Source organism: Paraburkholderia hospita, assembly GCF_002902965.1.
Lineage (GTDB): Bacteria > Pseudomonadota > Gammaproteobacteria > Burkholderiales > Burkholderiaceae > Paraburkholderia > Paraburkholderia hospita.
Genome location: NZ_CP026107.1, coordinates 592,325 through 606,059, shown reverse-complemented (window position 1 = coordinate 606,059; position 13,735 = coordinate 592,325). Strand labels below are relative to the sequence as shown.

The 13,735-nt window shown below is 59.6% G+C and carries 15 protein-coding genes and 2 pseudogenes; 12 read left to right on the top strand and 5 right to left on the bottom strand.

All coding sequences use genetic code 11. The features are described 5' to 3' along the window. The first annotated feature begins 384 nt into the window (after positions 1-384). The 8 genes and pseudogenes from C2L64_RS35980 to C2L64_RS35945 all read left to right on the top strand — a co-directional run. Positions 385-1,155, top strand: coding sequence for a YoaK family protein (locus C2L64_RS35980; RefSeq protein WP_009770013.1), 771 nt, complete (start codon positions 385-387; stop codon positions 1,153-1,155). Positions 1,156-1,388: 233 nt separating this feature from the next. Beyond that, complete coding sequence (locus C2L64_RS35975; RefSeq protein WP_238554838.1) at positions 1,389-1,835, top strand: hypothetical protein; 447 nt, start codon at positions 1,389-1,391, stop codon at positions 1,833-1,835. A gap of 52 nt (positions 1,836-1,887) precedes the next feature. Continuing rightward, entirely contained in the window at positions 1,888-2,205 is a 318-nt protein-coding gene (locus C2L64_RS35970; protein WP_009770011.1) for an HPr family phosphocarrier protein, read from the top strand. Continuing rightward, complete coding sequence (locus C2L64_RS35965; RefSeq protein WP_039902075.1) at positions 2,202-2,993, top strand: spermine/spermidine synthase domain-containing protein; 792 nt, start codon at positions 2,202-2,204, stop codon at positions 2,991-2,993. Before C2L64_RS35970 ends, C2L64_RS35965 begins: the two co-directional genes overlap by 4 nt. 75 nt (positions 2,994-3,068) lie before the next feature. After that, the gene (locus C2L64_RS35960) at positions 3,069-3,296 is read left to right on the top strand and encodes a hypothetical protein (protein ID WP_009770009.1); all 228 of its coding nucleotides are present in this window, start codon (positions 3,069-3,071) and stop codon (positions 3,294-3,296) included. Between the two features lie 146 nt (positions 3,297-3,442). Further along, on the top strand, positions 3,443-3,631 hold the full coding sequence (locus C2L64_RS35955; RefSeq protein ID WP_009770008.1) for a ribbon-helix-helix protein, CopG family: 189 nt from the start codon (positions 3,443-3,445) through the stop codon (positions 3,629-3,631). Between the two features lie 699 nt (positions 3,632-4,330). After that, positions 4,331-4,657: a hypothetical protein gene (locus C2L64_RS35950; protein WP_007740946.1), complete on the top strand. Its 327-nt coding sequence runs from the start codon at positions 4,331-4,333 to the stop codon at positions 4,655-4,657. Positions 4,658-4,743: 86 nt separating this feature from the next. Continuing rightward, positions 4,744-4,884 (top strand): annotated as a pseudogene (locus C2L64_RS35945) (IS3 family transposase); the annotation flags it as partial. A gap of 46 nt (positions 4,885-4,930) precedes the next feature. Here the strand turns inward: C2L64_RS35945 and C2L64_RS35940 are convergent. Together C2L64_RS35940 and C2L64_RS35935 are read right to left on the bottom strand one after the other, a co-directional pair. Next, a pseudogene (locus tag C2L64_RS35940) lies at positions 4,931-5,436 on the bottom strand (oxidoreductase); the annotation flags it as partial. Positions 5,437-5,596: 160 nt separating this feature from the next. After that, entirely contained in the window at positions 5,597-6,118 is a 522-nt protein-coding gene (locus tag C2L64_RS35935) for a hypothetical protein (protein ID WP_009770006.1), read from the bottom strand. Between the two features lie 197 nt (positions 6,119-6,315). Between C2L64_RS35935 and C2L64_RS35930 the strand changes: the two genes are divergently transcribed. Beyond that, positions 6,316-6,870, top strand: a complete 555-nt coding sequence (locus C2L64_RS35930) for a cation transporter (protein WP_238554837.1) — start codon at positions 6,316-6,318, stop codon at positions 6,868-6,870. Between the two features lie 165 nt (positions 6,871-7,035). Here the strand turns inward: C2L64_RS35930 and C2L64_RS35925 are convergent, their stop codons facing one another. Together C2L64_RS35925 and C2L64_RS35920 are read right to left on the bottom strand one after the other, a co-directional pair. After that, a complete protein-coding gene (locus C2L64_RS35925; protein ID WP_009770004.1) occupies positions 7,036-7,548 on the bottom strand; it encodes a hypothetical protein in 513 nt (170 codons plus the stop codon). A gap of 31 nt (positions 7,549-7,579) precedes the next feature. After that, on the bottom strand, positions 7,580-8,596 hold the full coding sequence (locus tag C2L64_RS35920; protein WP_009770003.1) for a hypothetical protein: 1,017 nt from the start codon (positions 8,594-8,596) through the stop codon (positions 7,580-7,582). A gap of 287 nt (positions 8,597-8,883) precedes the next feature. Here C2L64_RS35920 and C2L64_RS35915 point away from each other — a divergent pair, with 287 nt between their 5' ends. After that, a complete protein-coding gene (locus tag C2L64_RS35915; RefSeq protein ID WP_035536941.1) occupies positions 8,884-9,906 on the top strand; it encodes an AraC family transcriptional regulator in 1,023 nt (340 codons plus the stop codon). A gap of 622 nt (positions 9,907-10,528) precedes the next feature. On the opposite strand, the gene C2L64_RS35910 is transcribed toward C2L64_RS35915, so the two are convergent. Then, positions 10,529-12,118 (bottom strand): aldehyde dehydrogenase (NADP(+)), encoded by a 1,590-nt coding sequence (locus C2L64_RS35910; RefSeq protein ID WP_009770002.1) that lies wholly within the window; start codon positions 12,116-12,118, stop codon positions 10,529-10,531. A gap of 240 nt (positions 12,119-12,358) precedes the next feature. On the opposite strand from C2L64_RS35910, the gene C2L64_RS35905 reads away from it, so the two are divergent. Continuing rightward, complete coding sequence (locus C2L64_RS35905) at positions 12,359-12,673, top strand: NIPSNAP family protein (protein ID WP_009770001.1); 315 nt, start codon at positions 12,359-12,361, stop codon at positions 12,671-12,673. A gap of 71 nt (positions 12,674-12,744) precedes the next feature. Further along, entirely contained in the window at positions 12,745-13,713 is a 969-nt protein-coding gene (locus C2L64_RS35900) for a cyclase family protein (RefSeq protein WP_007740930.1), read from the top strand. Positions 13,714-13,735 lie beyond the last annotated feature (22 nt).

Genomic DNA, 13,735 nt, shown 5'->3' with positions numbered 1-13,735 from the left:
GACTTGCGTAGCACGTCCTTCAGGACAGGCGACGCCTGAGCGCCTGCCTGTCTGACCGCACGTTTGACGAAGCTGTCCGTCTGCCGCAAATCCGCGCCGCATGGGATGTCTCCTCTCGAGGCCGGAACCTGGAAGCACAGGCCCGGCGTCAGGAACATACAGTTATCAGATTATGATAATGTCGTTATCATCCTATCAGCTTTGTCCGCAGGATTCCATACGGCAGCGATGACGCCCCTCGCTTCGCGGCGGCGCCGTGTTTTCACGCCTGCACAATGGCAATCCGTCATTCAGACCCGAGACCAGCGCGAAATTCCGACGCGGTGGAATTCACGCCCACACAAGGCCGCATACACATCGTGTGACGGCAGGAGTCTTGCTCGCATGCCCGCGCACTTCTTTCGAACATTGACCGGAAAAGACCGGAGTACCGAGGCGAACAGGCGCCTCGGGTTTTCCCTTGCGTTTGTCGCAGGCGCGGCGAACGCGGGTGGATATCTGGCCGTGAAGCAGTACACATCGCACATGAGCGGCATTGTTTCCGCGATCGCGGACGAGGCGGTGCTTGGTGATGCCGCGCTGGTGCTTGCCGGTATCGGTTCGCTGATTTCGTTTCTGCTGGGCGCCGCCTGCTCGGCGGTGCTCGTCAATTGGGGGCGCCGTCAGCACCTGCATAGTCAATATGCTTCCCCACTGATGCTCGAAGCCGCCTTGCTTCTGTGCTTCGGGTTGGTCGGCAGTCACCTGGCGTTGCGGGACACCCTGTTCGTTCCGGCAACCGTCGTGCTGCTCTGCTTCATCATGGGGTTACAGAACGCCATGATCACCAAACTGTCAGGCGCTGAAATCCGCACCACGCACATGACGGGCATCGTCACCGACATCGGCATCGAACTCGGCAAGCTCTTTTACTGGAATGCGTCGAACGATGATCCTGCGTCGAAACCCGTTCTCGCCAACCGGGAGCGACTCAAGGTGCACTCCGGCATGCTCGCGAGTTTCTTTGCAGGCGGCGTGACAGGCGCCCTCGGTTTCAAGCATGTCGGCTACGCGTCGACCATTCCGCTCGCGGGCGTGCTGATGGCACTGGCGATCATTCCACTGCTTGACGATCTGCGGGAGCGGCCCTGGCGGCCCGCGCGCGAGCCGCAATGATCCCGGTGACGAGCCGACACGATCGCGCCTCATGCTCCGTGCCGTGCCGGTACAGAACGCGCAGTCGCGTCATCCGTGCCGGTCAAACGCACACATGTTATGATAATGTCATTATCATTTGAGTTGCATTTCAGTCTGACGGAGCGCTGACAGGAGGCTGGATTGGGGAAGCCTTGAAGCGGTGCGCTGCACAGACGTGCGAAGCGCGTCCAAAAGACCGGCAAGGAAAGAACGTGATTGACCCTGGTGCTGCTCTGCTGTCGTACGACCACGCATGCCGACTTGTTCGGGACATGAAGGGCGATCACGGTCTGGTCGTGGTCGGCGTGGGCACGGCCGGGGAACGCGGATTTCAGATGCTCCATCGGTTTGCGGAGATATCCGACAGTCTCGAAGCCCATGGAATCAACATCGTTTTTGTCTATCCGAAGGCATCGGCGCGCCATGTGTTCGACGCTATCTCGATCCGTGGCGCCCGCTATCGCGGAAAGACATGCCTCTTTCTCGACGGCGATGGCCGGCTTTTTCGCAAACCACTACCGCCTAGGGCCGTCCGCGCGGTCTATCTCGACGCCAGCATGCGACCGGTGGAAACCACCAGCGTGATGCTGGACAGCGAGACATGGGCCGAAGAGTTGCGCAGCTTTCTTGCGGACATTGTCGGACGGCGTCTGCACTAGATCGAATACGGATCGACCTTGTTGAACCTGCGCGAAGGAACGGAGAGATGCAGTGGTAGATGCTTTGATTCGGGTGACGGCCCGATGGGGAGTCGATGAGACGGTAGCTGCGGAATTCGCGGCAACAGCGGCCACGTTTGCGAGCGATGTTATCTGCACGGCAAATGGCCGCCATGTGAATGGCAAAGATGCCATGTCGGTCATGTCGCTGCGGGCCCGGCGGGACACGCCCGTTCGCATTCTTGTGGCAGGTCCTGACGAGCGGGATGCACTGCACGCCCTTTCGGCCATACTCAGTGCGTCAAAGTGCGGGGCGTTGCAATACATGCAGCCGCGCCCGCAATGCACACCTGCCATTGCCGAACGATGACCCGGAGCGGCCGGCCCAGCCGCAATCCAGGACACGAGCGACCTGTGGTTGTACGTGCGGGCGGTTTCGTCGCGCTGCAGTTCGATGAAACCGGCGTGCAGAGTTGCATGCTTGCGCATGAGCCCTACGCGCTTGCGTTGGGATATACGCGAACCATGGTGGGCTTTTTGTTGTTCCAGCCGAATCCGCGCCGCATTTCGATCGTCGGCCTGGGCGGGGGCTCACTGGCGAAGTATTGCTATCGCTATGTGCCGGACGCCGTCATCACCGCTGTCGAAATCAATCCCGACGTGCTCGCGCTTCGTTCGCTATTCCAGATACCGGCCGACGACGAGCGGTTCGCGGTGATCTGTGCGGATGGCGCCCACTATGTCGATTCGTCTGACCATCGCCCCGACGTGCTGCTTGTCGATGGTTTCAACGCCGAGGGTGTGCCGCCGCAACTGTGCAGCACAGCGTTCTATACGGCCTGCCGGCGACAGTTGCCGGATAACGGATTGCTGGTAGCCAATCTGATCAGCAGCGATTCCGGGTTCCGCCGCTGCGTCTGCTCAATCAGGGCCGTCTTCGACGATGCAGTCGTCGTGGTGCCGGCGGAGGACAGTCCCGAGAATGTCATCGTCTTTGCGTGGAAGGCGCCGGCCGCATCCCTCCCCCTGGACGAGTCGCTTGCACTAGCGCGCGTCCTCGAAACCATGCACCCGTTGAATCTACGCGAAACGGCGATAAGGATCGAATACGGCAAAAGGATTGACTGGGAAGAACGCACTGCCTGCCCAAGAACCTGACCAGACACGCTCCCCTGCGGGATCGAGTTCACCCCGCTTCTCCCATCGCGAACCACGCCATTACAAGGATGAGACATGACCGAGCCTACTGACCTCCAGCCTGTCACCTTGAGCCATGCAGCGATCTGGGCGCTCGAGCGCCTTTCGCAACCACGCTACGGGCGCGACACGCCGGCCCTGAGCTGGTCCGTCACTCACGAACTGATTCGTGCCGGGTTTGTTGCCGTCTCCGAAAACGGTCGGGGGGCCACGACGCTCACCGAGGCGGGACGCAGTTTTCTGCTTGGCCGGACGCAAATCTGACGCTCTTGTTGCTGCTGGCGGCCGCCAGGACTGCCACCTGGACGCACGCGCCCGCCTGTCGATTGAGCGCCGTGCCATCAATTACTGTAGCGAAAGCGAACAATCCATTATAATTTGATTAACATGTTCCAACCTTCGCTGCCACCATGGAATCGAAAAGCGCCCGACTGACAGTCCTGATTGACCCCGTAAAAAAAGAAGCGTTCGAGAAACTCTGCGCCGCACAGGACCTGACACCGTCTCAGGTTGTGCGGCAGCTTATCAGAGACTACCTCGAGCAACACGGCGTGACCTGGAAAACGCGGAGCACCATCGGCTCACGTACGCGGCGATGACAGTTCTTAGGCACGACGCGTAACGAAGACCGCGCCCTGACGTCTTCCACAATCCGTGTTATCCACAGCGAACTGGCAACCAGCCTGTGCGTAGATACTGAAATTCGGCGAAAGCAGCGCGTGACTCCGCCGGCAAGTTCCATCCGGGTTGCTCCTTCGCGCAGAGGAATCTGCTCGCTCCCAAACTGCGTGTTCGGCCGCCACCCAATCGTGCCATAGATTGACGCGGCCATAGGGCTGCCATACCCGGTCGCTGCCGGTTTCGATGGTCCACTGCCGCACAATCCAATCCGTCCCGTCGTCCCCGAAGTCGACCCGAAATCGACCTGCCCGAGTCCATCGTTTTTCACGTCGAAGCTTGTATGGCGCCAGATCACCTGCGGTTGAGGTTTCTAGCATGAAGCGCGGACCAAACGGCAATGGCACGGCAGGACGGACGGTTTTTGTTCGCCGTGCGAGTTTCTCGCCTTGAGGCGTTCAAGCCGCGATTTCTGTGATTTCCATAAGCGGCAGCGTACATAGTTTCCTGTCCTTTTCTTATACGCTGTGGGCTCAAACGAATGTTCGTTGGGGCGATTGCCACGGCACAAAGGCCGTGGCAATCGAGCGCATGCCTTCCGACGAGCTTGCTGCACGCAAAAAATTCTACTCGTTACATCACCAATGTTTAGCGACCAATAGAGACTGGAGGAGAGGACGATGGAAAGCTTATCTTATCCGATTCCGTACCAAGTTTTTGGCGTCTCTCGACCATCGGATTCCAGTCTGTTTATTGACTATGTCGCGGGGAGCATAGAGCAACGTCGCGCGAACATCATAAGTCTCATTTTGCATGGAACAGACGCGGCGTTGAAGGGATGGTGCGTGTTTGGACACCCTTCAGAGTGCGACGTTTTTGAGATCGAGTGTCTTCCAGATCAGGTGTCTGCGGAAGAAGCAGTTCGATTTTGGCGAGCATATTTCGCATCTTTGGGCGAAGAAATCGTTTCGGCGAAGCACATATGTGACGATGCTAAACCTAATTGATCTCCGATCTTGTGACGTTGTTCTGTTCGCGTCGCCCGATTCAGAATCCACGCTCGGAAGTGGTCTGAGTTGTATTGCTATTCGTGGCTCGGAGCCTTCCGGCCGGCAAGGAGCGGGGGGAGCGTCTGATGCGCGACAATGGTATCCGGGCCCGACACAAACACCGTTATCGCGTCTCGACGGACTCGAGGCAAAAGCTGCCGGTCACGGAGAATCTGCCGGCGCGCGCGCTCCCCGATACAAAACTCAACCCGAATTGTTCTTCTGGATACCTTACTGTTGGCTGTTGATCTTCGGCGAAAGCAGATCCTGCAGGCCGATTGCGAAGTACATCTCGCGGCGCATCCGGTCCGCCACCACCTTGACCACTTCAGCGCCGTCCTGGGACGAATCGACGTGCACGCGGAACGGCCGTTTCCGAACGGCAGGTTCACGACGTTGATGATCTCGCGCGCGACTTGTACCGGATCGGCATCCGATGGCTCCAGGCTCGTGAGACCCTTCAGTGCCTGCTCGGTAACGCCTGCATAGGGGCCGTTTTCATATTCGGCCGCGACATCAGCATCGGCCGGTTCGCCCGAATGCGCGAAGTGATTGGTACCCTTGGTGAAGGCGCCTGGCACCATGCTCGTGCTCTCGATGCCCCAGCGCGCCAGTTCGGTCGAGTACGACACAGCCAGCGCATCCATCGCGGCCTTGGCGGCAAAATACGGCACAAGGAACGGCGGCGTGCCGCCGCGCGTGGACGACGAGCCCACCCACGCCGCCCTTCTCCCGCGTGCCGAAGCGCGGCGCTTCGCGACGCGCCGCAGATGCGCGATGAGCGGCACAATCTATGCGCCGGTTGTGAGCGTCAGTTCAACCCGAAGCGGTCCTCTGACACTTCCTGGCGACAACGGCAGGTCTCGAAGCAAATTCAGTCATTCGCTCGTGCAGACTTTACTGGGGCGAGGCAGGAGGACCCATCCAATACTGTTGTTGCCACATCATGTTGTTCATCATTTCCTGCTGCATCCGAAGGTACTGGTCAGTCATGTACTGCCGCTTCCGAAGTTGTTCGGGCGTCAACTGTGAGTAATAGCCTCCCATGTGCCCCCAGCCGCCACCGCAACAGCCGGGACCGGCTCCCCCCATCACGCCTGGGCCCATCCTCCCATATCCCATCATTCCGGGGCCCCACATGCCGTGCATGGTGCTCATCGCGCTTTGCATTGTCGCCCAGTGCTGCTGCAGGAGTTTCTGACGTTCCTGAGGGTCTTGAGTGCTGCGAATCTGGTCCATTTGCGTCTGCATGATTTTCATCTGCTCCTGAAGCTGAGCCAGACTCTTGTCGAATGCAGCGGTATCCGAACTTTGAGACTTGGAACTGCTTTGTGCGGTAGTTGTGTCTTTGGATGCGGCAAGGAGCATCGGCGACGTCAGTGCAGAGCAAAGCGCGATTGCGAGTAAAAGTTTTCTCATGCGGCCTCCGAGCGTGTAGGGTGTGCGGATTACAAGTAGCTATCGTCGATTTCAAGCCTACTCGCCGGTCCGCAACCGCCTTTGACGTGCATCAATGGCCTCTTGCGCTACGATCAGGGTTTATACCGTGGAAGCGGAGGACTACATGGGGTGTGTGCAGTCAGGCACGGGCGCAGACGGATGAAGAGCGCAAGACGTTGCGCGTCGCCCTGGCGCTGAATCTTGCGATGTTTGTCATCGGCACGACGGCGGGCCTTTTGGCCCAATCAAGCGGGTTACTGGCTGATGCCCTTGACATGCTGGCGGACGCAACTGCCTACGCTATAGGGCTGCTGGCGGTTACACGAAGCCCGGTTTTCAAGCACCGCTCCGCCCGACTGAGCGGGGTCCTGTTGCTCTTGCTCGGCACAGGCATCCTTCTCGACGTTGGAAGACGGGCGCTCGGCGGCGCCGAGCCTGTAGGTAGTGTCATGATGGTCTTCGCATTACTGTCGCTGGCGGTCAACGTGACTGTCTTGCGGAGGCTGTCGCGATACTGTACCGGGGAGGTTCATCCTCGCGCCACGTATCTTTTCACTCGGGCTGACGTCGTTGCCAACCTGGGCGTTTGCGTGTCCGGGGCTATCGTTGGAATCACTGGGTCTCGCTGGGCCGATCTCGTTGCCGGGTTGCTCATCGGAGCCTATGTGGTGCGTGAGGCCGCGGAAATTTTGCGGGACTCGCGAGACGAAAGCAAAGCCACGACCGCCTAGTGGGTATGAATGGCAAAAAGCCCCACCGCCTTTCGGAGACTACCAGTCACTGAAGGGAATGCCCGCTTAGCAATGCAGCGTCGACGCCAGAAAGACTGAACGACGGTGGGAGAGAATGACGCTTCGTGGCCGAAGCCGGTCCGATGCCGAATCCATCGGTAGTCCTCAATCGAGGCTTTGCACGTCTGCTGCGTCAGCGGAGTCTATACCCGCGGGGAACGGGACCCTTGCACAACTGCCCCAGTAATCGACGAACGAAACTGTGGCGCCGCTGTAATCGCCAGTAATCAAGCTTTCGGCACATCTGCTGCAGAGGATTTTTGCGAGCACCGCAACTCCACGAGCACCCACCTCCTGCAGGATCTGGAAAATCGATGCTTCATTCAGTGCAAGGTTGGCAACCCAGTTCGCCTCATGCGCTTCCAGATGTGCGACATCAACCGGGTCATCGATACACAGTTCTGTACCGTCGCACTGCTCAGATCCGACGAGCGCATGGCATGGGTCAGGCACCGTGCCGGACCGCCGCCATTGCCCGGCAATTGCACACGATGATTTCAGTGGGATCACTGGTGCCCGCTTCGTCGTCGAGGCTTCGCGCATGATCCAACCAATGAGTCCCCGGACCTGCGTTCGCAAAGCGGCCACGTCAAATCGGACGGGAGTCGTTTTTTCCATTTACTTGAGCCCATCGTCTTTCGATTGCCGGTCAGTCCATGATCGGCGCAAGCGCCTCGCTAATCCGTAGCGCTTGCGCAGGTGTGGTCATTGCGTTGAGCATTGCGCCGAACCTCGGAATCTGAACACCCGAGACGATGTATTGGAAGCGATACGCAGCAAGGACGGTTTCCATCACGGATTCGATTTCGACGGGCGTCTTCGGTCGACTGCAAAGTCCAATGAAGTAGCGCGTATCGGCCGCTGCCTGAGCTTGCAAAATTTCATCTACAGCGCGGACCAGCGCGATCAGGTCGTCAACGGCCACATCGAGGTCTTGCGAAGAGAGTTTCGCGTTCTCACGCACCCATTCCAGTTCATCCAGAATCGCGTGCTGTGATTCCTCTTTCCAGTGGAACAAGAACACCTCCTTGAAGAGCGGTGAAAGCTCGCTATCCGGTTCGATGCTGGCGCGATAGTGCGCCTGCGTGAAGAGTTCAATGAGGCAGGTCAGCGCGAGCACGGCCCATGTCGACTTGGCCAGTACAAACGATGCGACCTCATCAGGTTGCGGGTCGAACGTGTACCCTGCGGGCATTCCCATGCCGATCATTGTCTCAATGCGGCGAAACAGCTCTTGATGCTTCAGTTCTTCGTCGGTGAACCGAACGAGCGCCTCGAGTGCGATCTGGTCGCCAAGCCAGTGGTCGCGGCTAACATCGAGTACCTTGGCGCCGATGAAGCGCTCAACAAGCCCGAAGATGTTGGCATACGAACGCCCTTGAATCTGCGACAGCAGGCGGCATTCGATGGCGTTCAGAAACGACAGCCGATCGACGAACGACAGGCCGTCAGGCAGAAACTTTTTCGTGAAGTCGAACTCTCGACCGCGAACTACATCGCGATCGATGTCCCAGCGAATGCGCTTCGAGACTTCCACGCACTTTGCGTAGCGAGCGGAGTCGACGTACGGCTGCAAGACTGGCTGCTGAACAACGGCATCCGTAAGGTGGATTTCGTCTTGCGCGGGATCAGTATCGGTCGTAGCAACGGCATTCACTGCTGACATGGACTTACTCCAGAGAATGGGGATGGTTCTACAGCGTAAAAGCAGTCGAGATATCTCGAACGGGTCTATGAAATTGCCTGGCTCTTCTTGAGCAGGCGCATACAACGCGGATGTCCCGCATCGAATCGCGAAAGCATCACGCCTGCATGGACTTCATTCCTCCGATCAGACGAGCTGCGTTTGGTGGTCTTCAGGCACGGTGCTAGTATCACCACAGCATCAACGACATTGAATGGCCGGGCGTCCAGCTTTCTTGTGCGCGGCTCCAACATTGCGCGATCGCTACTATGGACGCTCTCTCCGATGTATTGCGCGTCATCCAGCTGACGGGAGCGGTTCATCTCGACGGCTGCTTCTCTGCGCCCTGGTGCGTCATAGCTCACGCCGATTCCGCCCTTTGTTCAGCGTATTTGCCGCCTTCCAAGCGCGTTGTTTCGTTCCATCTGGTGACAGAAGGAGCGTGCTGGGCGATGCTGCCAGGCGATTCGGCTGGTGCGCTGCATGTCCAGGCAGGCGATGTCATCGTGGTGCCGCAAGGCGAAACTCACGTGTTAGGCAGTTCTACGGATCTCTCACCGGAATTCCTGGGGCCGTTGCTGGCCACGCAGATAGAGACGAGGCCAGGTGAAGTGATGGAACTTGCCTACGGTGGCGGAGGTGCGGTCACACGTTTGGTGTGCGGCTTTCTCGCTACGCACGACAACTCACGCAATCCTTTACTTTCGGCACTGCCGCGGCTGTTCAAGGTCGACATGCGCGGATCCAGCGCGTCGTGGCTCGAATCGTCGCTGCGCTTTGCAACCCAGGAGGCTGCCTCAGCGCAAGCCGGCAGCGCCACGGTCCTGGCCAAGCTTGCCGAGCTCTTGTTCGTCGAAGCGGTGCGCCGCTACGTCGCCACGATGCCTGACGATCGCAAGGGCTGGTTGGCGGGACTGCGCGATCGCTTCGTCGCGCGGGCGCTTGCGCTGATACATGCGCGACCGGTAGACCCATGGACCGTGGAAGCGCTCGCCCGCGAAGTGGGCATCTCGCGTTCCGGGCTGGCACTGCGTTTCACGGAATTGGTCGGCCTCCCGCCGATGCAGTACCTGTCGCTGTGGCGTTTGCAGCTCGCTGCAAATCAGCTTCGCCTCACTGATTCGTCGCTAGCGTCAGTTGCCGAGACTGTCGGTTACGAATCAGAAGCCTCGTTCAATCGCGCGTTCAAGCGAGAGTTCGGCGAGCCGCCAGCCACATGGCGCAGGAACAACGCTGCCAGTGCAGCGGTTGGGGGTAATGAAAGCGCGAGCGTCACCGCATCGGAGGGCTGAGTTCGACCCGTTGCCGTCGTCCGACCCCGAGCGGCCAAAGCGGCTGCTTACGGCGGTATAACGGCCAGTCGGCGTCGCACCACTTCGTTGACCTGCATAACGGATTGCGGCGCAACACGCGGCACTTTGGGGCCAATAAACGCAATGCCGCTAACTCTAGTTATCATCGGTGCGGCTTCCGGATTTTGCAGTCACCGCCGTCCCGTTCGTCTTCTGTGAAAATCCCGCCCGCGGCGGTCGCGCCCGCCTAAGCTTGATTCATATAGTCCGCCGAGCCCGCGAAGGCCAGGCAGTGCCTAGGAGGTGACATCATGTCCAGCCGGAGACGATCATTCCTGCCGGTGGCCATCGCGGTCAACCTCACAGTGGCGGAGCTTCTGGTCGGCACCGGCGGACGGAAGTGTGCAACCGTGCTCCCGACATTGCTGATTGGCTTGATGCATTGTCGTTGTCCTTGCGGTTAGATCAGAACAGTTCGCCTAGGCTGGCATCGATCAGGCAGTCGCCAACCCCGACCGAACGACCGTCGAGCGTGTTCCTTTAAACCAGTACGTCTTGCCCTTCTCATGACCTCGCCGCCGCAAAGGCGGCGGGGGCATCGCGCCGACCTGGGCAACGACGATCAAGCGCGCTGCGCCAACGCGATCTTCCCGTCGACGAGACGATTGATTCGCCAGGGGTTGCCCGTTTTCAACGACTCGGGCAGCAGCGCCTCCGGCATGTCCTGATAGCTCACCGGCCGCAGAAAGCGGCGGATCGCGAGGCTGCCGACCGAAGTCGAACGACCGTCGGCGGTGGACGGATAAGGACCGCCGTGGACCATCGCATGCGCGACTTCGACGCCCGTACCAAAGCCATTGACGAGCACGCGGCCCACGCGTCGCTCCAGTGACGGAAGGAACGAACGCGCCGCTGCGTAATCGGCTTCATCGATCTGCAACGCCGCCGTCAGCTGTCCTTCCAGCGACTCGATCAGTTCACGCATCGTGTGCAGATCTGGGCAACGCACGATCAATGACGCCGCGCCGAAAATCTCTTCCTGTAATTCCGTTTGCTCACGAAACGCGGCGGCGCTTGTCACAAAGAGCGCGCCTTGTCCCTTGTTCGCGCCGGTCGCAGGCTGCGCGCGCGCCACCGTCTGCACCTGCGGATGTTCGGCGAACTTCGACACCGCCGTTTCAAACGCCCGATGAATGCCGGGCGTGAGCATCGTTGCGGCCGGCGCCCGTCTCAGCGCCTCCGAAGCCGCGGCCACGAAGCGATCGAGTGCGGGATCTTCCACCGCGAGAATCAAACCCGGGTTCGTGCAGAACTGCCCGGCACCGAGCGTCAACGATTGCACGAAGGCCTGAGCGATCGCTTCGCCGCGCTGCTCAAGCGCATGCGGAAACAGCAACACCGGATTGATGCTGCTCATTTCCGCATAGACCGGCACCGGCTCGGGACGCGCGGCGGCGACTGCCATCAACTCCGTTCCCGCATGGCGTGAGCCGGTGAATCCGACCGCCTTGATGCGGGGATCGCGAACCAGCCCCTGGCCGATTTCACGGCCGCTTCCGAACAGCAGCGAGAAGGTCCCCTCAGGCATTTCGCAGTCCTTCACCGCCTTCTGCACGGCCATGCCGACCAGTTCCGACGTGCCGGGATGCGCGGCATGGGCCTTGACGATCACCGGGCACCCAGCGGCCAGTGCGGAAGCGGTGTCGCCCCCTGCCACCGAGAACGCCAGCGGAAAATTGCTGGCACCGAACACCGCGATGGGGCCGAGCCCGATGTGCCGCAAACGCAGATCGACGCGCGGTGCCGGTTTGCGCTCGGGCTGAGCCGGATCGATGCGCGCTTCGAGAAAGTCGCCTGCTCGCACGACACCCGCGAACATCCGCAACTGGCCCACCGTTCGCGCGCGTTCACCTTCGATTCGCGCGCGCGGCAAGCCCGACTCCGCGACGCAGCGCTCGATCAACGCATCGCCTGCTGCGAGGATGTTGGCCGCGATCGTCTCCAGAAAATCCGCGCGGGCTTCGAGCGTGGTTTCGCGGAAGATATCGAAAGCGGCCCATGCCAATGCACACGCTGCATCGACGTCTTCGAGCGTCGCGCCACCGAAGCCCGGTTCCAATCGTTCGCCGCTCGCCGCGTCGATGGCATACGACACGCCGTTCGTTCCGCGTCGCACGCTCTGGCCAATCAACAAGTTCCCTGCGATGTTCATTTTCATTTCCTTGATGGGATAAGTCGACGCCCTGTCCCGGGCGTCGTTATTCACTCGACTGTACTCGCGTCGCTGCAATTTCGACCTCGCAGCACCTTCACGGAATGATTTCAAACCGGCTGGCAAGCGTCAACGCTTTGGACATGACAGCTCGTTATAGCGCTATAAGAAGCTCTCAATTTAAAGGCTATTGGATGATTTCTATACTGACTTTCTGCTTAATTTGGAAAGTACTCGTTCATGTTTTATGAAATGCGAACCTATACGGTTCAACCAGGAAAGCTGAAGGAATATCTTCAGAACTTCGAAGCGGAAGGCTTGCCCATCATTTCGCGTCACGCGAAGCTGATCGGCTGGTGGTACACGGAAGTCGGCACATTGAATCAGGTCGTGCACATCTGGGCATGGGAAAGCCTCGACGAGCGCGTTAAGCGCCGTGCTGCGCTGCTCGAAGATCCGAACTGGATGAACAGGTTCATCGCAAAGGCCACGCCGCTGCTCATCGATCAGGAATCCCGCATCATGCTGGCCGCCTCCTTCTCGCCGATCCGCTAGGCAAGCATCCGTCAGGCAACAACTCAAAGGCAAGCCACTTCGTGCTTGCTTCAACAACCAAGGAGACAATCATGTGTGTGCCGAACCCCAAAGGCAATCCAGACGTCAAGCAACTGCTCGAAGGCTTGCCCAGAAACTGGGGCAAGTGGGGACCCGACGACGAGGTCGGCGCGCTGAACTATCTTCAATCGGCGGAGATTCTGCGCGGCATCGCCGCGGTGCGACAGGGCAAGACATTCACGCTGCAAGTCGATATCGGTCATGCTAAAGGCGAGCCGCTATTTCCCGGCCGGCGCCCTTCGATGCGCATGAACGTGCTCGATAAAGGCCATTTTCTGGCAGGCAAGGCACACTTCGACGGTAACGTCGAATATGCCGACGATGTGATCTTCATGCATGTTCAAGGATCGACGCAATGCGACGCACTCGGCCACGTCTGGTACGACGACACCCTCTGGAACGGCTATGACGCGATGAGTACGGTCGGTGGCCTGGCGCGCGCCAGCATTCTGCCGATCGCCGAGCGCGGCATTGCCGGTCGCGCCGTGCTGATCGATATGGCGCGTCACCGCAACAAGCCCGTGCTCGACAAGGGCGAAACGTTCGACCATCGGGATCTGCTCGATGCCGCGCGCGCGCAGGGCGTGACCATCGAGCCGCGGGACATCCTGCTGATCCGCACCGGCTGGATCGGCTCGTTCTACGAGCGCGACGCGGATGAGTTCTATCAGGACTATATGGAGCCGGGCTTGACGTTCAGCCGTGAACTCGTCGAGTGGTTTCGGGAGATGGAAATTCCTTGTCTCGTGACGGATACGATGGGCAACGAAGTCACTGTCGATCCCGTGTCGGGCGTTATGATTCCGCTGCATAACGCGCTGATGCGCAACCTGGGCGTCGTATTTACCGAGGTCGTGCTGCTCGACGAACTCGCAGGCGACTGCGAACGCGACGGTCAATGGCAATTCCTCTATACGGCTGCACCGCTGAAGATCGTTGGCGGCACGGGTGCTCCCGTCAATCCTCTCGTCATCAAATAAGCACGCGTAGCGCGCATGCCTC

What these genes read in the sequence shown, in the direction of transcription:
- C2L64_RS35955 (WP_009770008.1), top strand. Translation starts at nt 3,443, where the DNA reads ATGGAATCGAAAAGCGCCCGACTGACAGTCCTGATTGACCCCGTAAAA.
- C2L64_RS35900 (WP_007740930.1), top strand. Translation starts at nt 12,745, where the DNA reads ATGTGTGTGCCGAACCCCAAAGGCAATCCAGACGTCAAGCAACTGCTC.
- C2L64_RS35910 (WP_009770002.1), bottom strand. Translation starts at nt 12,118, where the DNA reads ATGAACATCGCAGGGAACTTGTTGATTGGCCAGAGCGTGCGACGCGGA.
- C2L64_RS35915 (WP_035536941.1), top strand. Translation starts at nt 8,884, where the DNA reads ATGGACGCTCTCTCCGATGTATTGCGCGTCATCCAGCTGACGGGAGCG.
- C2L64_RS35905 (WP_009770001.1), top strand. Translation starts at nt 12,359, where the DNA reads ATGTTTTATGAAATGCGAACCTATACGGTTCAACCAGGAAAGCTGAAG.
- C2L64_RS35935 (WP_009770006.1), bottom strand. Translation starts at nt 6,118, where the DNA reads ATGAGAAAACTTTTACTCGCAATCGCGCTTTGCTCTGCACTGACGTCG.
- C2L64_RS35920 (WP_009770003.1), bottom strand. Translation starts at nt 8,596, where the DNA reads ATGTCAGCAGTGAATGCCGTTGCTACGACCGATACTGATCCCGCGCAA.
- C2L64_RS35925 (WP_009770004.1), bottom strand. Translation starts at nt 7,548, where the DNA reads ATGGAAAAAACGACTCCCGTCCGATTTGACGTGGCCGCTTTGCGAACG.
- C2L64_RS35965 (WP_039902075.1), top strand. Translation starts at nt 2,202, where the DNA reads ATGACCCGGAGCGGCCGGCCCAGCCGCAATCCAGGACACGAGCGACCT.
- C2L64_RS35980 (WP_009770013.1), top strand. Translation starts at nt 385, where the DNA reads ATGCCCGCGCACTTCTTTCGAACATTGACCGGAAAAGACCGGAGTACC.
- C2L64_RS35960 (WP_009770009.1), top strand. Translation starts at nt 3,069, where the DNA reads ATGACCGAGCCTACTGACCTCCAGCCTGTCACCTTGAGCCATGCAGCG.
- C2L64_RS35950 (WP_007740946.1), top strand. Translation starts at nt 4,331, where the DNA reads ATGGAAAGCTTATCTTATCCGATTCCGTACCAAGTTTTTGGCGTCTCT.